General features: G+C 65.3%; 16 protein-coding genes. 8 read left to right on the top strand and 8 right to left on the bottom strand.

The features are described 5' to 3' along the window. Positions 1-44 precede the first annotated feature (44 nt). Entirely contained in the window at positions 45-875 is an 831-nt protein-coding gene (locus WDO72_15410) for a cobalamin-binding protein (protein MEJ0087065.1), read from the bottom strand. A gap of 56 nt (positions 876-931) precedes the next feature. On the opposite strand from WDO72_15410, the gene WDO72_15405 reads away from it, so the two are divergent. Continuing rightward, entirely contained in the window at positions 932-2,236 is a 1,305-nt protein-coding gene (locus WDO72_15405) for a YihY/virulence factor BrkB family protein (protein ID MEJ0087064.1), read from the top strand. Positions 2,237-2,344: 108 nt separating this feature from the next. Here WDO72_15405 and WDO72_15400 read toward each other — a convergent pair whose 3' ends face one another. From WDO72_15400 to WDO72_15375, 6 genes are read right to left on the bottom strand one after another with little or no spacing between them, the layout of a single operon-like run. After that, positions 2,345-3,490, bottom strand: a complete 1,146-nt coding sequence (locus tag WDO72_15400; protein MEJ0087063.1) for a cobalamin-independent methionine synthase II family protein — start codon at positions 3,488-3,490, stop codon at positions 2,345-2,347. Next, positions 3,490-4,026 (bottom strand): VOC family protein, encoded by a 537-nt coding sequence (locus WDO72_15395; GenBank protein ID MEJ0087062.1) that lies wholly within the window; start codon positions 4,024-4,026, stop codon positions 3,490-3,492. The genes WDO72_15400 and WDO72_15395 overlap by 1 nt, the downstream gene beginning before the upstream one ends. Before the next feature lie 16 nt (positions 4,027-4,042). Beyond that, complete coding sequence (locus WDO72_15390; protein ID MEJ0087061.1) at positions 4,043-6,247, bottom strand: TonB-dependent receptor; 2,205 nt, start codon at positions 6,245-6,247, stop codon at positions 4,043-4,045. Positions 6,248-6,257: 10 nt separating this feature from the next. Next, a complete protein-coding gene (locus WDO72_15385) occupies positions 6,258-7,304 on the bottom strand; it encodes a uroporphyrinogen decarboxylase family protein (protein MEJ0087060.1) in 1,047 nt (348 codons plus the stop codon). Between the two features lie 2 nt (positions 7,305-7,306). After that, positions 7,307-8,500 carry a CoA transferase gene (locus WDO72_15380; GenBank protein MEJ0087059.1) on the bottom strand — a complete coding sequence of 398 codons (1,194 nt, stop codon included), beginning with the start codon at positions 8,498-8,500 and terminating at the stop codon, positions 7,307-7,309. A gap of 5 nt (positions 8,501-8,505) precedes the next feature. Then, positions 8,506-9,312, bottom strand: a complete 807-nt coding sequence (locus tag WDO72_15375) for a citryl-CoA lyase (protein MEJ0087058.1) — start codon at positions 9,310-9,312, stop codon at positions 8,506-8,508. Between the two features lie 157 nt (positions 9,313-9,469). Between WDO72_15375 and WDO72_15370 the strand changes: the two genes are divergently transcribed. The 4 genes from WDO72_15370 (at position 9,470) to WDO72_15355 (ending at position 12,971) form a co-directional block, all read left to right on the top strand. Next, positions 9,470-10,273 (top strand): IclR family transcriptional regulator C-terminal domain-containing protein, encoded by an 804-nt coding sequence (locus WDO72_15370; GenBank protein ID MEJ0087057.1) that lies wholly within the window; start codon positions 9,470-9,472, stop codon positions 10,271-10,273. A 78-nt stretch (positions 10,274-10,351) separates the two neighbouring features. Further along, a complete protein-coding gene (locus WDO72_15365; GenBank protein MEJ0087056.1) occupies positions 10,352-11,143 on the top strand; it encodes an alpha/beta hydrolase in 792 nt (263 codons plus the stop codon). Between the two features lie 33 nt (positions 11,144-11,176). Beyond that, positions 11,177-11,800, top strand: a complete 624-nt coding sequence (gene wrbA / locus WDO72_15360; GenBank protein MEJ0087055.1) for an NAD(P)H:quinone oxidoreductase — start codon at positions 11,177-11,179, stop codon at positions 11,798-11,800. A 16-nt stretch (positions 11,801-11,816) separates the two neighbouring features. Continuing rightward, a complete protein-coding gene (locus tag WDO72_15355; GenBank protein MEJ0087054.1) occupies positions 11,817-12,971 on the top strand; it encodes a hypothetical protein in 1,155 nt (384 codons plus the stop codon). 126 nt (positions 12,972-13,097) lie between these two features. On the opposite strand, the gene pmbA is transcribed toward WDO72_15355, so the two are convergent. After that, positions 13,098-14,462 carry a metalloprotease PmbA gene (pmbA, locus tag WDO72_15350; GenBank protein MEJ0087053.1) on the bottom strand — a complete coding sequence of 455 codons (1,365 nt, stop codon included), beginning with the start codon at positions 14,460-14,462 and terminating at the stop codon, positions 13,098-13,100. A 14-nt stretch (positions 14,463-14,476) separates the two neighbouring features. Between pmbA and yjgA the strand changes: the two genes are divergently transcribed. From yjgA to WDO72_15335, 3 genes are read left to right on the top strand one after another with little or no spacing between them, the layout of a single operon-like run. Continuing rightward, positions 14,477-14,992, top strand: a complete 516-nt coding sequence (gene yjgA, locus WDO72_15345) for a ribosome biogenesis factor YjgA (GenBank protein MEJ0087052.1) — start codon at positions 14,477-14,479, stop codon at positions 14,990-14,992. 46 nt (positions 14,993-15,038) lie between these two features. Beyond that, entirely contained in the window at positions 15,039-15,533 is a 495-nt protein-coding gene (purE, locus tag WDO72_15340; GenBank protein ID MEJ0087051.1) for a 5-(carboxyamino)imidazole ribonucleotide mutase, read from the top strand. Between the two features lies 1 nt (position 15,534). Beyond that, positions 15,535-16,641 carry a 5-(carboxyamino)imidazole ribonucleotide synthase gene (locus WDO72_15335; protein ID MEJ0087050.1) on the top strand — a complete coding sequence of 369 codons (1,107 nt, stop codon included), beginning with the start codon at positions 15,535-15,537 and terminating at the stop codon, positions 16,639-16,641. Positions 16,642-16,646 lie beyond the last annotated feature (5 nt).

Below are 16,646 nucleotides of genomic sequence, written 5' to 3'. Positions count from 1 at the left end.
TCGTAATTAAGCCGGCGCCGGCGCGCACGAGGACGGCGACTTAATTACGAGAATTGCACCCCGGCACCACTATTCTCCGCACCATCAGCCCAGATAGATAGGCAGCGGTGGATCTCCGCCAGTCCGTCCGTCAGCGCTGCCGGTCCTGGTTGCAGGATGATTGAAGACTTCACCTCGTACAGATGCCCGTCGCGCACTGCGGGCACATCGATCCACCCTGCTCTCGCAGCCACGTTCTCCGGCCGGAACTTCTTCCCGCACCAGGAGCCGAGAATCACGTCGGGTGAGCGCCGTGGCACTTCGAGCGGATCCGCGATGATGCGGTTCTTGCCCAGCGATTCCCGCGCGAGCTCGGGGAACACATCGTCGCCGCCCGCAATGCCGACGAGCTCCGACACCCAGCGGATCCCCGAGATCTGTGGCTCGTCCCATTCTTCGAAATAAACCCGCGGCCGGCGCGTGAACTTCGCGGCGCTTTGCCGCACCTTCTCGACACCCACCTCGAGCTGCGCGATCAGCGCCGCCGCCTTTCCCTCGCACCCCACCATGCCACCCAGCGTCGCGATCATGCGCAGGATCTCCGCCACGCTGCGGTGATTGAACACGTGCACCTCGATGCCGGCGCGAATCAGTTCGGCCGCGATGTCCGCCTGCAAGTCGGAGAAGCCCAGCACCAGATCCGGCTGCAGCGCGACGATCTTGTCGATCTTCGCGCTGGTGAACGCGGACACCTTGGGTTTTTCACGGCGCGCGCGCGGCGGCCGCACGGTAAACCCCGAAATACCCACGATGCGCCGATCCTCACCCAGCAGGTACAGCGTCTCCGTGGTCTCCTCGGTGAGACAGACGATGCGTGAAGGAAAACTGGCCGGCATGCGCGGCAATCTAATCGAGTGACACCGGGGTGTCAGCCAATTACTCTTCCGCCCCCATGTATCTCGCGTTCTGGAACTGGCTCGACCGATACCTGTTCGGCGAGTATTCCGAAGGAACAACTCCCGGGGCGCTCACGCTGCGCCTGCTGCGTTATCCGTACGCGCTGCTGCGCGATCTATCGCGCGGCCAGATCAATCTATATGCCATGGGTCTCGTGTACGCGACGCTGCTGTCGCTGGTGCCGCTCATCGCCTTCGCGTTCGCCGTGCTCAAGGCGTTCGGGGCGCATCGCGAGCTCGGCCCGATCATCTACGAATTCTTCAAACCGATGGGCGAGGCGAGCGCGACCCAGTTCACCGCGAAGGTGATGCAGTTTGCGGACAGTGTCAGCACCGGGGTGGTCGGCTCGCTGGGTCTCGCCCTGCTGCTCTGGACCTTGTTAGGCACCATCAAGAAAGTGGAGGACGGCTTCAATTTCCTGTGGCGCGTGGAACATGCGCGCAGCTTCGCGCGCCGCGTCACCGAATACGTCGCGCTGCTGATCGTCGGCCCGATCGTGGTGGTGAGTTTCATCGGCCTGTCGCACAACGCACTCGATACCGCGTCGGCGGGTTTTGGACGATTCGTGCCGTTCTGGGATCGCATGACTTCCTGGGGCCTCGAGGTCTCGCCGTATTTCATGGTCGCGGCGATCTTCACCGCGGTTTACATGTTCGTGCCGAACACGAAGGTGAAGTGGAAACCCGCGCTGATCGGCGGGGTCACGGCTGGAGTCCTGTGGGCTGCCGTCGGCAAACTGTTCACCGCGCTGGTGGTGTTCTCGACACGCCTCACCATCGTCTATGCCGGCTTCGCCATCATCGTCGCCGCGCTGCTGTGGACCTACTTCGGCTGGCTCATCCTGCTGGTCGGCGCGCAGCTGTCGTTCTACGTGCAGAACCGCAACTACCTGCGGCTCGGGCTCACCGAGCTGCGGATGTCCGCGGTACAGCGCGAAACACTCACGCTCAAGGTGATGTACCTGATCGCGCGGTCGTATCACGACGGCAAGAACCGCTGGTCGGTGGACAGCATCTCACACGAACTCGGCATGCCGGGCATCGCGATCTCGCGCATCGTGAATGCGCTCGAAGGCGCGCACCTGCTCACGCTGGCGGATGACGAACGGCTGCTGCCGGCACGCGATCTCGGCAACATCTCGATCCAGGAAATCATGGATATCGCGCGCAACGAAAAAGCCGGCCAGGTGTCTTCGCGCACGATCAAGATACCGGCGGTCGACGCCATCGCAGGCACCATGGATGCCGCCTGGCGCAAGAGCTGCGGCGAGATGACGCTGCGGGATCTGATCGAAGAGTAGGTTGCGGTGTTGTAAGTCGGTGCCGGGTCGGACTTAGCTTGGATGGCGTAGGTGCGCTGCGGGGCCGCGCGCGCTAAGTCCGACCCGGCACCGACTTACCGCACCGACTTAGCCCCACAGCTTGCGGCTGGCGATCCGCGCCCCTTCCGCCATCGCCGCAAGCTTCATGTAGACGATGTCCGGGTCTACCGCGCCGAAGCCGGCGAAGGTGCTGAAGCCGCAGTCCGAGCCCGCCATGACGCGTTCGCGACCGACGATGTCCGCGAATCTCAACAACCGCTCGGCGACGAGCTCCGGGTGCTCGACGTAGTTGGTCGTCGAGCTCAACACTCCCGGAATCAGGATCTTGTCATCGGGCAGCTTCGTATCTCGAAACACCGTCCACTCATGCGCGTGGCGCGGATTGGCCGCTTCGAAGAGCAGCGCCTGTGGCTTGGCCTTGAGCAGCACCGGCAGCAGATCGCGCATCGGCACGTCGTGGTGATGCGGCCCTTCGTAGTTGCCCCAGCAGCAGTGCATGCGCACCCGCGCGGCCGGCACATTGCGCAGCGCGTGGTTCAGCACTTCGACATGCCGTGCGGCGTGCGCGAGGTATTCGGCCACCGTCGCATTGCGATACATCGTGTGGCGGCCCATGCCGAGGTCCGGCGCGTCGATCTGCACCAGGAACCCCGCGGCGACGATGGCCTCGTATTCGCCGCGTAGTGCTTCCGCGACCGCCTCGAGGTACTCATCGGCAGTCTTGTAAAAATCATTGGGCTGAAAGATCGCAATCACGCCCGGCGAAGCCGCATTGAGAAACGCATCGACCGGACTGCCCGCCGCGACACCGCGGCCGAAATTCCGCAGGTCTTCCTGCAGCGGCTCGAAGGTCTTGTTGCGAATCTCGCCCACGCATTTCGGCCGGCGGTATTTCGCCGTCGACCCCAGCTTCGCCAGCTTCTCGAGCAGCCGCGGAAACTCGACCAGGTCCTGCCCCGGATCGCGCGGCGTATCGCCATCGAAACCCGTGAACCGGTCCGCGATGTAGGTGGCGTAGGAGATCTTGCTCATCTCGCCGTCGCTCACCACATCGACGCCGGCCGCCACCTGCCGCTTCACCACCGCTTCCACCGCGTCCGCGATGATCTTGCCGGCCGCCGCCGCGTCCGTGATCGTGTGGTGTTCGCGCCCGAACAACACGTCCGTGACCGCCTGCGACCGCGGCAGGCTGCCGACATGAGTAGTGAGAATGCGGTCGGTACTGGTCCGCATCAGCGGAACGTATTGTTCGAGGTGTGATCGCCTGCGAGCCAGCGCTTGAGCTCGCTGTGCGCGCGGCCGAGCGCGATCTTGTTGATGTTCTCGACGTCCGGATGATCGTGCGTGAATTCCACGATCATGCCGTTCGGGTCGGTGACGTACACCGAACGGCAGTACCCGTGTTCGAGCACGAACGACTGCGGCTCCTTGAATCCCGCATCCTTGAGCCGCTTCTCGATGCCGTCCTGGGTTTCCTTGTCGACGTGCAGCGCGATGTGATGGAACGGCGAGAACGGCATCTTCGGCCCGAACAGCTCCTGGTCGGCGGGATCCGCGAACTGGAAGAACGCCAGCGCGCCGCCGTCGGCCAGCCCGAAAAACAGGTGGCAATAAGTGCGCTCGGCCCCGAACAGCATGTCCTTCTCGCACCACGTGGCGAGCAACGGCAGTCCGATGACTTCTTCGTAGAACTTGCGCGTCGCCTCCAGATCCCGCGACACGTACGCGGTGTGGTGCAGACGAGTAGGCAGGGATGCTTTCGTGGCCATTGCTAACTACTCCAGGCTAGAACGAATAACTGAACTCGACGCCGTAACGGCGCGGCAACGCGCGGAACAAGAACCCGCCCGGCGAGAACTCGGCGTTGTATTTCTCGTCACCGAGATTCTTCGACCAGGCCGTGACCGACCAGTTCTTGGCTTCCAGCCCGATGCGCGCATCGATGAGGTCGATCGGATCGCGCGAGGTCAGGTTGTACGGCTCCCACCAGGTCTCGCCGATGTGCTGGAGGTCGGCACGGAAGGTCAGGTTCAGATCGCCGCTCAGCGGCTGACGATACTGCCCACCGGCGTTGTATGTCACCTTCGACACCAGCGGGGCCTGGTTGCCGATCACGCTCGGATCTTCCATGCCGGTGATCTCGCTATCGGTATATCCGGCACTGGCGAACAATTCCAGCCGGTCGCCGATCTTGCCGCTGATCTCGAATTCCGCACCCTTGAAGTCGGCGTCGAGATTGCCGAGGTTCTGGGTCGAGTTGGCGGCCAGGAACACGAAGAAATAACCGTTGGTCGACTTGGTCTTGTAGACGCTCAGTCCGAGGTTGAGCCGGTGATCGAGGAACTGGCCCTTGAAGCCCACTTCCGTCGTGTCGGCCACTTCGGCTTCGAACCGGTCGTTCACGCCCGCGATTCCATTCTCATCGGCAACCGCACCAACGCCGGATTGGTTGAATCCGCCGCTGCGGAAGCCGCGGCTCCAGCCACCGTAGAACGTGATGTCATCCGACGGCTTGTAACGCAACGTCACCTTGGGCTGTGTTTCGCTCCAGGTATGTGACTGCACCTCGCCCTCAAAACCGGTGGAGCCCAGAGGCAGGAAAGCAGTCGGCGTATCCGTGGTGTTCTCGCGTTTGTCCTCGTCGTAACGCACAGCCATGTCGAGTTCGAGCTGATCGGTGAGCTCGACGGTGGCATCGCCGAACAAGGCCCATGCGTCGTTGTCCTGTGTATCCGCGAGGAACGACGCGCTGGGGTTGCTCCCCGTGAGCCGTGGCGAGTGATAGACGGGCCGCACGCCGGTGCCGTCATTCACATTGTTGCCGGTCGAGATGAAGCGATCGGTGTGCACGAAGTACGCACCCGTGATCCAGCGGAACCGCCCTTCATCGTCGGACGTGAAGCGGATTTCCTGGCTGTACGATTTGACGTCGAGGAACTGGCTCTGGTTGAGGTCCGTGCCCAGCAACGCCATGAAAATGGAATTGGCCGCCGGACGGAAGTCGTACGCATCGCCGGTGATGGTCTCCTTCGTCTTGTTGTACGCGCTCACCGACGACAAGGTGCCGCCGCCCAGGTCGAAGTTGAGGCGCAGTGCCCCGGTGAACAGGTCGCGATTGTCCTCGCCGGCGTCGTCGATCTGGATGGGGCTCGTGACGTCGTTGGCGTTCGGCGGCGTCGTGAACGTGGAGAAAGGATTCGCCTCGTCGTCCCGCGGGATCACGAAGTAGAATCCACGCGTTTCGAGCTTGCTGTACGAAACGCGGAAGTCACCGGAAAAGGTGTCGCTGGGCGCGAAGCTCATGCGGAACCGGCCGGAGATGTCCTTGGAAGGATCGGCCTTGCCACCGAGGTACGTGCTCGGTAGATAGCCGTCGGTGTCGTTGTAACTCACCGAGGCCCGGTACTTGAGCGAAGTGTCGCCGATCGGCCCACTGAGGCCGGCCTGCACGAGTTTGCTCGAGCCGTTGCCCGCGCCCACCTTGACGCGGCCTTCGAACTCATCCCCCGGATCGCGCGTGCGGATGATGATGGCGCCGCCGATGGCGCTGCGGCCGTAGAGCGCGCCCTGCGGTCCCTTCAGGACTTCGATCTGCTCGATGTCGAACAGCTCCTGGCTGAATTCCGCCGGGTTGGTTTCGAGCACGCCGTCGACCAGCACCGCCACCGATGGCTCGCTGTTGCGCGCCTGCGAGATGCCGCGCACCACGACGAACGAGTTGCCCGCGTTCTGCGTTTCGACCAGCGTCATGTTCGGCACGCGCGCGATGAAATCCGCGGGCTTGGTGATGCCGGCCGATTCGATCTGCTCGCGCGTGAACACGTTGATGGTGACGGGTACGTCCTGCGACGACTCGCTGCGTTTGCGCGCGGTGACGAGGACTTCTTCGATCTCCTCGGATTGTTGCGCCATGACGGGAGGTGCCCCGAGTGCCGCGGCGACCGCGACTGCAATCAGGCCGAGCGAAGACAATTTTCCTGGAAGGTGCATGAGAAAACTCCTACGCGGCGCGTGATAGTTCTGTACGCATGATCGCAGCGCCTGCGACCATGGCTTTCAGTTTTCCAACGGCAATGTCACGCGGCAGATATTTCATGCCGCAATCGGGAGCGAGAATGATGTTTTCGGCGGGCACGTACGGCAGCGCGCGCCGGATACGGGCGGCCACGAGCTCGGGTGTCTCGATGTCGGGATTCGCGAGATCGAGCACGCCTAACAAGATCTTCTTGCCGGCGAGCGGCGCGAGCGTGCTGCAGTCGAGGTTCGACTGCGCGGTCTCGATCGACACCTGGCGGCAGCTGCAGCCCGCGAGCTCGGAGAGGAACGAATATCCCGACGGCCGCGCGTGGATGATCGCAGCGTAACCGAAGCAGATGTGGACGGCGGTCGTGCCGGTCACGCCGTCGAGCGCCTGGTTGAGCGCGTTCAAGCCGAACGCGCGCGCCTCGTCGGGTCGCGCCTGCATGTAGGGCTCGTCGATCTGCACGACGTCGGCGCCGGCCGCGAACAGGTCGCGGATCTCTTCGTTGACGGCTTTCGCGTAGTCCATCGCGGCCGCTTCGCGGCTGCCGCCGTAGGCGTCGATCTGCGCCTGCTGTGCCATGGTGAACGGCCCGGGCACGGTGACCTTCACCTGCCGGTCGGTGTGCGCACGCAGGAATTTCAGATCTTCGACCTGCACGGCATGTTTGCGGCGGATCTTGCCGACGACGCGCGGGACGGGATTCGGATGGCCGCTGCGATCGAGCGCGCTGCCGGGATTGTCGAGGTCCACGCCTTCGAGCGCGGTGGCGAAGCGATTCGAATAACTCTCGCGGCGGATTTCGCCGTCGGTGACGATGTCGAGGCCGGCCTGTTCCTGGGCGCGGATCGCGAGCAGCGTGGCGTCGTTCTGCGCTTCATCCAGATAGGCTTCCGGGATGCGCCACAGTTCGCGCGCCCGCACGCGCGGCGGAAAACGCCCGGCGAGTTTCGCGCGATCGATGAGCCACTCCGGCTGCGGCATGCTGCCGACCACGGTGGTGGGAAACAACTTGCGATCCGCCATGTTCACCCCGCTGCGCGGCGCAACGCCGCGTCCTGGTCGTTGACCTGCCAAGCCGAAGAGGCGAGCGCGGCGGCACGTATGGCCGCGCCGTGTTGATCGAGCAGCGGCGCGGCGGTCACCGCCTGCGCGCGCTGACCGTCGAATTGCAACGCGGGCCGTACCGCTTCGCGGCCGCCCTCCTGCGCGCCATCGACCGGCACGATCAAGCCCAGGTGCGCGACCTGCGGATCCGCCACCACCTGGTCGATGCCGTTGATCGGCGCGAACGGCACGTCGCTCGCATTCAGTTTTTCCGACAGCTCGGCGAGTGTGCGGCGGCTGAAGCGCTTGTCGAGCTCTTCACCCAGCGCTTCGTAGTTCTTGATGCGCGACAGGCGTTCGCTGAAACGCGGGTCGCGGTTGAGCTCATCGGCGTCGAGTGCCTTGCACAGGCCGAGCCAGAATTTCTCGAGCGACGACAGGTGGATCGCCATCAGTCGCGCGTCGGAGGTGCGCAGGATGTAGGCCTGCGCGAGCCGCGGACGATCGGAGGATTTGGGCGAAACCCCGAGCGCAAAGAACGCGGCGAACGGCTCGACCGCGAAATGCGCCATTGCTTCGAGCATCGAGACTTCGACGAGTTTGCCGCGGCCGGTGGTCGCGCGTTCGAGCAGCGCGCCCAATACACCGAAGGCGGCATAGATGCCGGTGATCGCGTCCGCGAGCGCCGGGCCGAGGAACCGCGGCCGGTCCTGGTCGACGACCACGCTCAGGAAACCCGACAACGCCTGCGCCACCGAGTCGTAGCTCGGCCGCTCGACGTACGGGCCGTCGCCACCGAACCCGCTGATGGAGCAGTACACGAGGCGCGGATTGAGCTCGCGCAGCCGCGCGGGCCCCGCGCCTAACTTCTCGGCGGTGCCGGGGCGGAAATTCTGGATGTAGACGTCTGCGTCCACGATCAGCTTCTCGAACAATTCGCGGTCGCCGTTCTGCTTGAGATCGCAGACCAGGCTGCGCTTGTTGCGGTTGTAGGCCTGGAAGTGCGGCGAATACAGGCCGCCCTGATAGGCGCGGTACGGATCGCCGCCGGGGCTTTCGATCTTGATCACATCGGCACCGAGGTCCGCGAGCATCATGCCGGCGCAGGGGCCGGTGATGAACGTGCCCTGTTCGACGATCCGGACTCCGCGCAATACCGATTGCATGGCTTTCATGGCGCTCAACCTTCGCCCGGCACGAAGCCGTCGGGCCGCACGCCGTCGTAGTCGATGGCGGATGCGCCGCCGTCCGCCAACACGAAGCCGATCGGGCGTTGCTGCTCTTCCAGCAGGTGCGCGATGAGGCTGGCGGTGCGGGCCAGCATCGGCACGCCCTTGATCGCGAGCAGTGGATAGCCGGCGTCGAGCAACACGGCTGCGATCGCGCCGGAGACGTTCATCGCAAGCTGTTTGCCCCAGATCTGCGGCACGAGTTTCTCTACGATGCCCGCGACCTCGACGTGGCGCCCGCTCAGACCCGACTCGGTGCTCACCGCCAGCAGTCGCGTCACGCGCGGATCCTGGCGTTTGTGCAACGGATGTCCGTAGCCGGCGACCGGTGCGCGCGCCGCGCGCAGTTCACCGAGCACCGTGCGTGCCGCCGCTTCCAGTGGCTCGTTCGCGGCGCGCGCGAGGATGGCGGTGAACAACCGCCCCGCGGCGTCCGCCGAACCGAGGATGACCGAACCGCAGCCGAGAATCCCCGCGGCGACGGCGCCCTGCAGCGCCTCGGGCGCGGCGGCCAGCGTCATGCGGCTGGCGGCGACACTGGGAACGAGGCCGTGTTCGGCGATGGCGACCAGCGTGGCGTCGAGCATGCGGCGCTGCGCCGCGTTCGGCAGGTCGCCGGTGACCAGCAACCAGGCGTGATCGGTGAACGTGATCACGCCGACGAGTTCGCCGCACAGGTCGCGGCCACGCACGACGATCGTGTCCGCATTGGATGCGGAAATGGCGGACGAACGCTGCGCCTGCGAGCCGATCTTCATGAACCCCCTCTCCCGCCAACTCTGCAGTTTTTCGCATATCGAAACGAAGTTCGATTAACGAATTGGCCGCGGCATGCTGAACCCGCGCGCCGCTTGCCGTCAAGTCAGTCATTCCCACGCTTCCCATTTGTTCGCATACCGAAATAGACTGGCGCCGATGCCGCAGAAGAATTCCGCTCGCCGCGAAGTGATGGGGGGTCTCGCCAAGGGACTGGCGGTCATCAAGACGTTCTCCCGCGATCACTCCTCGCTCACGCTGTCCGAGATCGCCGCGGCCGCGAAGATGCCTCCGGCTACCGCGCGCCGCTGTCTGCTGACGCTGGAAGAACTCGGGTATGTCACGCAGCGCGGACGCGCTTTCTTGCTGCGGCCGAAAGTGCTCGAGCTCGGCGCCGCGTATCTCGAATCGATGGACATCGAGCACCTGACGAAGACGCACCTCGAGGAACTGGCGCGCCTCACCGGAGATTCCGCCGCGCTCTCGGTGCTCGACGGCCACGACATCGTGTACGTCGCGCGCACCTCGGTGCGCACGCTGGTGCGTCTCGAAGCGCACGTCGGGAGCCGTTTTCCCGCGCACGTCACCTCGATGGGCCGCGTGTTGCTCGCCGGACTCACGCCCGAACACCTGGAGCAATATTTCCGCACGCAGAAGTTCGTCGCGCTCACCACGCAGACGGTGACCGAGCCGAAGAAACTCCAGGCGTTGATCGCCGAGTGCCGGCGCGCCGGCTACTCCGCGGTCGAGGACGAGCTCGCGTATGGCGTCGTGGCCGTTGCGGTGCCGGTGTTCGACCAGTCCGGGCGCGTGGTGGCCGCGTTGAACAGCTCCAGTCATTCGCGCCGCGTCTCCAAGGCTTCGCTGGTGCGCCAGCGTTTCGCCATGTTGCGCAAGGCGAGCCGCGAAATTTCCGTCGAGCTGGCCCGGCTGCCGGGCATCGCACTCAGCGCGCAGATCTGAACGCGGCGCCCCGTGCTTGACGCTGCGGGTCTGCACTCGTAGCCTGATTGCGAAATCTTTTTCGGTATCCGAATTCTCATGAACGCCGCGGACCGCCACCTTGCAGTGCCCGGCGCCCGTCTGCGTTACCGCGACGAGGGCGCGGGCCCCGCCGTCGTGCTGGTGCACGGCTGGACGCTGGATCTCGATGTGTGGCAGCCGCAGGCGGCGCTCGCCGCCAGCCAGCGCGTGGTGCGTTACGACCGGCGCGGCTTCGGCCTATCTACCGGCAAACCTTCGTTGATGGACGACGTCGTCGACCTGCACACGCTGCTCGGCACGCTCGGGATCGACCACCCGCTGCTGGTCGGCACGTCGCAGGGAGCGCGGGTGGTGCTGGAGTTCGCGGCACGCCATCCTGGCGCCGCGCGGGGACTGGTGCTCGACGGCGCACCGCCGCTGGCGGACGCCGACCTGCCAATGACCCTGTTCCGCGAGCTCGCTGCGCGCAGCGGCATGGCCGCATTCCGTGCGGCCTGGCGCGCCCATCCGCTGACCCAGCTGCTGACCGCCGATCCGCGGTTGCACGAGCTGCTCGCCGAAATCCTCGCCCGGTATCCGGGCCACGACCTGCTCGCCCCGCCCGCGGATCCGCACCCGGGGATCGGCGAGGCGCCGCTGGGCCGCATCCGTACGCCGTCGCTGGTGGTGAACGGTGCGCGCGATCTCGACAGCCGCCAGCGCGCCGGTCTGCGCTTGCAAGCGCTGCTGCCGGACGCCGAACATGTGTTCGTGCAGGAGGCCGCGCACCTGCCGAATCTCGATGCGCCGCAGCGCTACAACCAGATCCTGGCCGAGTTCGCGCGCCGGCATGTGCCGGCCGCCGCCTGACAATCCTGTTCGAATTCTTTTGAGGGGAAATTCATGACGAAGATGCTCGTGCTCTATTACAGCAGTTACGGTCACGTGGAGCAGATGGCGCAGGCGCAGGCCGAAGGCGCGCGCCGGGTCGCCGGCGCGGAGGTGGTCGTGAAACGCGTGCCCGAGCTCGTGAACGAGGAACTCGCGCGTGCGTCATTCTTCAAGATGGATCAGGCCGCGCCGATCGCCGACCCGAACGAGCTCGATCAATACGACGGCATCATCTTCGGCACGCCGACGCGTTTTGGAAACATGGCGTCCCAGATGCGCAATTTCCTCGATCGCACCGGGGCGTTGTGGTTCAAACACGCGATGGTAGGAAAAGTCGGCAGCGTCTTCTGCTGCACGGCGAGCCAGCATGGCGGCCAGGAAACGACGATCACTTCATTCCACACCACGCTGTTGCATTTCGGCATGGTGATCATCGGGTTGCCGTACACCTACAAGGACCTCAGCACGATGCGCGAGGTCACCGGCGGCACACCCTACGGCGCGAGCTCGATCACCGGCGCCGGCACCGAGATGCGCATGCCGAGCGCGCTCGAGCTCGACATGTGCATGTACCAGGGCGAACACGTCACGCGGATCACACGCGACCTGGTCGCGGGGCGCGCAACCGCGAAGTAGCTAGGCGGAGGATGTCATGACCGATCCAGCACGCGTGGAAAAGATGGCCGACGCGGCCAACACGCCATTCCGGTTCTACGACAACCGCCAGAAGTACCTGGCCTTCGTCAACACCTGCAACGAGAAGCAGAAGGTCGCCGATCGCGCTGCCGACGAGTTGCGCGAGATCCGCCCCACGCCTCCAGCGCTGCACCTGTTCGACGCCGGCATGGGAGATGCCACCGTGCTGGCGCGCATCATGCGCAGCGCGCATGCGTCGTGGCCGAACGTGCCGCACCTCGTGGTTGCGAAGGAGATTAGCCGCGAGGACGTGCGGCTCGGGCTCGAGAAGATGCCGGATCGCTTTCGCGAACACCCGACCACCGTGCTGGTCGTGACCAACCTGCAATATGCCGACGCGCCGGCGCTGCGGCCGCGCGCCAGCGAAGACCTCACGCGGCTCAACTGGCAGGTGCTGCGGTTGAAGGGCAGCTCGTCGCACGACTACGCGCACCAGATCGACGGATTGTCCGGCGTGCTCGACTACGGCTGGGCGACGCGGCCGAGCGAATCGTCCGGCAACCCGGTGTACGTGCGGCCCTCGGTGCTGGTCATCTACCGCGAAGATCACGCGTTCATGCTCGACGGCGTCGTGCCGCGGCCGGAGTCGCCGCCGGTCGACTACGATTTCATCCTCGCCTCGCAGCCGTGGCGCGCGCGTATGTCGGCGGAGTTCAAGGTGGGCAAGGTGCTGCTGCCGCTGACGCGCCGGCTCGCGCCGCGCGGCCGGTTGCTCGTGATCCAGTCGCGCGGCGACGATCCGGGCCTCGAGATCGTGCGCTCCTTGTGGCCGGGCGAAGCGCCGTTCCAGGTGGACCGGCACCGGCTGCTGTCCGTGCTCGGTGACGCGCTCGGCGCCGACTCGGCGAAATATTCGCTGCCCGACCCGCCCGACAGCGAATCCATCTTTCGATATGAAATGCACACCTTGCCGGCCGAGGTCGGCGACCGCATCGGCACGTCGATGTTGTTCGCCGCATGGAATGCCGCGATCTACGTGAACCAGATCGAGGACGAACGCCTCGGCGAGGTGGTCGGCAACGGCACCTATCTACCCGCGACGCAGGCGGTGCTGCGCAAACACGGCGGCCTGTGGTTCAACGACGAATCATTCGTGGTGAGCCGCAAATAAAGGGGACATGCCTATTTTCCGGGCCGGTCTTTTTCCGGCGCGGATCTTGACCCTTCGCTCGCGCTCGAGGGAGCGCGCCCTTCGAGTTCCGGAAAAAGACCGGCCCGGAAAATAGGCATGTCCCCTTTATTCGCCGGCGATGGTCATTTCTTCGAGCAGCACCGAGCCTACCCGCACGCCGCCGCGCAGATCCACGTCGCTGCCGATGGCGGCGATGTTGCGGTACATCTGCTTGAGATTCCCCGCGATGGTGATTTCGTGCACCGGATACGCCTGCACGCCGTTCTCGATCCAGTAGCCCGATGCGCCGCGCGAATAATCGCCGGTGACGCCGTTCACGCCCTGCCCCATCAGTTCGGTGACTAACAACCCGGTGCCGAGCTGGCGCAGCAACGCACCGATCTCCACGCCGCCCGTGGTCGATTCCACCAGCAGGTTGTGTGTACCGCCGGCATTGCCGGTGGTCTTCAATCCCAGCTTGCGCGCGGAGTAACTGCCCAGCACGTAACCCTGCAGAACGCCCCGGCTCACCAGCTCGCGGTCGCGCGTGGCCACGCCTTCGCCATCGAACGGACTGCTGCCCAGCGCCTTGAGGATATGCGGCCGCTCGCGCAACTCGAGAAACGACGGAAATACCTGCTCGCCCGCCGCGCCCAGCAGGAACGAACTCTTGCGGTACTGGCTGCTGCCGCGGATCGCGCCGAGAAAATGGCCGATCAATCCGCGCGCGACTTCTGGCGCATACAACACGCGCGCCTTTTGCGTGGCGATCTTGCGCGCGCCGAGCCGCGCTACCGCACGAATGCCCGCCTTGCGCCCGATGCTCTCGGCGTTCTCGAGATCGCGCGCGTCGCGCGCCGAGCCGTACCAGTAATCGCGCTGCATGTCCTCGCCCACCTGCGCCAGCAGCGCACAGCTCACGCTATGGCTGGTCGATGGAAACCCGGCAAGAAAGCCATGTGAATTGCCGTACACGCGCACGCCGCGATGGCTGCTCACGCTGGCGCCTTCGGAATTGGTGATACGCGCGTCGACCGCGCGTCCGGCCGCTTCGCAGGCACGCGCACATTCGACCGCCTCTTCCGGGGAAATGTCCCAGGGATGGTCGAGATCGAGGTCCGGGATGTCGCGCGCGAGCTCTTCGGGGTCGGCCAGGCCGGCACATGCGTCCTCGGCGGTGTACCGGGCGATGTCGCAGGCTTTCTCGACGATTTCACTCACCGACTGCGGCGACAGGTCGGCCGTGCTCGCCGACCCCTTGCGCTTGCCGAAGTACACGGTGATCCCCATGCCGCGATCGCGCTGATATTCGACGGTTTCGACCTCGCCGAGCCGCACCGTGGTAGTCAGACCCTTCTGCAGGCTCACATCGGCTTCCGACTGGCTGGCACCCAGCGCCTTGGCGCGCTGCAGGGCTTCGGAAACGATGCTCTCGAGCTCGGGAATTCGCGATCCATCGACTTCTTGGCGGGGCTGAACGATTGCTTGCATGGCAGAATTGTACGATGCAGGAAGACGACGATTTCGGTGAATTCCGCGGCCCGAGCAAAAGCGCGCGCAAGCGCGACGCCAAGGCCGCCCAGAGCCTCGGCACCAGGCTCATCGCGCTCAAGGAATCAGAGCTCGGCGCGCTCGAACTGCCTGAAACGCTGTTCGACGCCATCATGCTCGCCAAGCGCATAACCAGCCGCGGCGGGCTCGCACGGCAGCGCCAGTACATCGGCAAACTGATGCGCGACATCGACCCGGCGCCCATCGAGGCGGCGCTCGAGGCCGAATCGCACGGTCACGCGCAGGATGCCGAAAAGCACAAACGCATCGAGGCGTGGCGGCTGCGCCTGCTCAGCGAAGGTCCCGACGCGCTCGACGAACTCATGCAGTGGCGGCCCGCTGCGGACCGCAAATCCCTGCAGGCGTTGATCGTCAAGGCGACGGGCGACCGTGTGGATTCCGGCAGCAAGGCAACCGCGTCGCGCGAGCTGTTCCGCACCCTGCGCGGGTTGTTTGAAGCGGCCTCGTAAACACGCGCCCCTTGTGGCTGGCGCGTCGCTTCCCTAGTATTTCGCGATGAAACCACTGGTCGGCATCATCATGGGCTCGACTTCCGATTGGGAGACGATGCGCGCCGCGGCCGAAGCTCTCGACAAGCTCGGCATCCCCTACGAAACCAAAGTCGTCTCCGCGCACCGCACGCCGGACCTGTTGTTCGAATACGCGGCCAGCGCGCAAGGCCGCGGCATCGAAGTCATCATCGCCGGAGCCGGCGGCGCCGCCCATCTACCCGGCATGACGGCCGCCAAGACCACGTTGCCGGTGCTCGGCGTGCCGGTGCAGTCGAAGACGCTCAATGGTCTCGACTCGCTGCTCTCCATCGTGCAGATGCCGGCGGGTATTCCGGTGGCGACCTTCGCCATCGGCGTCGCCGGCGCCACCAACGCGGGGCTCGCGGCCGCCGCCATCCTCGCCAACAAACGTCCCGAGTTCGATGCGGCTCTCAAGAAATTCCGCGCCGAGCAGACCGCGAAGGTGCTGGCCAACGGCGATCCCGCGGTCGCGAAATGAAATGACCATAGGCATCGTCGGCGCCGGCCAGTTGGGCCGCATGATGGCGCTCGCCGGCTATCCACTCGGGCTGGACTTCCTGTTCCTCGACCGCGATGCGCAGACTCCCGGCGGCCAGGTCGGCCCGATCCTGGCCGGCGAATTCACCGACGCGAAATTGTTGGCGCAGCTCTCGCAGCGTTGCGAGGTGGTCACGTTCGACTGGGAGAACATCCCGGTCGAGTCGCTGGAAAACCTGCCCGGCAAGGCGCGCATTTCCCCGCCGCTGCGCGCGCTCGCGGCGGCCCAGGATCGCCTCAGTGAGAAGCGCACCTTCGAACTGCTCGGGATTCCGACCACGCGTTATGCGGCGGTGGATTCCCGCGCGTCGCTCGAAACGGCCGTCCAGACCATCGGCCTGCCCGGCGTGCTCAAGACCCGCCGCATGGGTTACGACGGCAAGGGTCAGTTCGTGCTGCGCAAACCCGCGCACCTCGACGCCGCGTGGGACGCGCTCGGCAAGGCGCCGTTGCTGTACGAAAACCTCGTGCCGTTCGACGCCGAAGTCTCCGTCATCGCGGTCCGCGGCGCCGACGGCGCCGTGGCCTTCTATCCACTGAACCTCAACGTGCACCGCGAGGGCATCCTGCGGCTGACGCGTGCGCCCTATGGGAACGCGGTATTGACCCGCCAGGCACAACGCGCCGCGCGCAAACTACTGGAGCATTTCAACTACGTCGGCGTGCTGACCATCGAGTTCTTCGTGAAGAAGGGCAAACTTCTCGCCAATGAGATGGCGCCGCGCGTGCACAATTCCGGGCACTGGACGATCGAGGGCGCGGACACCAGCCAGTTCGAGAACCACGTGCGCGCCATCGCCGGGCTGCCGCTCGGCAGCACCCGCGCCCGCGGGCACTCGGCCATGATCAACCTGGTGGGCGAACTACCCGCGCGCGAGCCCCTGCTGCGTGAAGCCGGCCTGCACTGGCATGACTACGGCAAAACCGCCCGTCCGGGACGCAAGCTGGGCCACCTGACGCTGACCGAAACCAGCCCCAAGTCCCGGGATTTGCGTACCTTTAAACTGTTGTCCCGCGTCGATCGCGCGACCTGGCTCGCAATTCGGTAAGACAG

This window comes from Pseudomonadota bacterium, from assembly GCA_037200975.1.
Lineage (GTDB): Bacteria > Pseudomonadota > Gammaproteobacteria > Steroidobacterales > Steroidobacteraceae > CADEED01.
Note: the sequence above shows the minus strand (reverse complement) of the source record. Positions and strands in the feature narration are given on the sequence as shown.

Excerpts from the sequence above, each read along its gene's own strand:
- WDO72_15385 (MEJ0087060.1), bottom strand. The coding sequence starts at position 7,304 with ATGGCGGATCGCAAGTTGTTTCCCACCACCGTGGTCGGCAGCATGCCG.
- wrbA (MEJ0087055.1), top strand. The coding sequence starts at position 11,177 with ATGACGAAGATGCTCGTGCTCTATTACAGCAGTTACGGTCACGTGGAG.
- WDO72_15335 (MEJ0087050.1), top strand. The coding sequence starts at position 15,535 with ATGACCATAGGCATCGTCGGCGCCGGCCAGTTGGGCCGCATGATGGCG.
- purE (MEJ0087051.1), top strand. The coding sequence starts at position 15,039 with ATGAAACCACTGGTCGGCATCATCATGGGCTCGACTTCCGATTGGGAG.
- WDO72_15355 (MEJ0087054.1), top strand. The coding sequence starts at position 11,817 with ATGACCGATCCAGCACGCGTGGAAAAGATGGCCGACGCGGCCAACACG.
- pmbA (MEJ0087053.1), bottom strand. The coding sequence starts at position 14,462 with ATGCAAGCAATCGTTCAGCCCCGCCAAGAAGTCGATGGATCGCGAATT.
- WDO72_15405 (MEJ0087064.1), top strand. The coding sequence starts at position 932 with ATGTATCTCGCGTTCTGGAACTGGCTCGACCGATACCTGTTCGGCGAG.
- WDO72_15365 (MEJ0087056.1), top strand. The coding sequence starts at position 10,352 with ATGAACGCCGCGGACCGCCACCTTGCAGTGCCCGGCGCCCGTCTGCGT.
- WDO72_15370 (MEJ0087057.1), top strand. The coding sequence starts at position 9,470 with ATGCCGCAGAAGAATTCCGCTCGCCGCGAAGTGATGGGGGGTCTCGCC.
- WDO72_15390 (MEJ0087061.1), bottom strand. The coding sequence starts at position 6,247 with ATGCACCTTCCAGGAAAATTGTCTTCGCTCGGCCTGATTGCAGTCGCG.
- yjgA (MEJ0087052.1), top strand. The coding sequence starts at position 14,477 with ATGCAGGAAGACGACGATTTCGGTGAATTCCGCGGCCCGAGCAAAAGC.
- WDO72_15380 (MEJ0087059.1), bottom strand. The coding sequence starts at position 8,500 with ATGAAAGCCATGCAATCGGTATTGCGCGGAGTCCGGATCGTCGAACAG.
- WDO72_15375 (MEJ0087058.1), bottom strand. The coding sequence starts at position 9,312 with ATGAAGATCGGCTCGCAGGCGCAGCGTTCGTCCGCCATTTCCGCATCC.
- WDO72_15400 (MEJ0087063.1), bottom strand. The coding sequence starts at position 3,490 with ATGCGGACCAGTACCGACCGCATTCTCACTACTCATGTCGGCAGCCTG.
- WDO72_15410 (MEJ0087065.1), bottom strand. The coding sequence starts at position 875 with ATGCCGGCCAGTTTTCCTTCACGCATCGTCTGTCTCACCGAGGAGACC.
- WDO72_15395 (MEJ0087062.1), bottom strand. The coding sequence starts at position 4,026 with ATGGCCACGAAAGCATCCCTGCCTACTCGTCTGCACCACACCGCGTAC.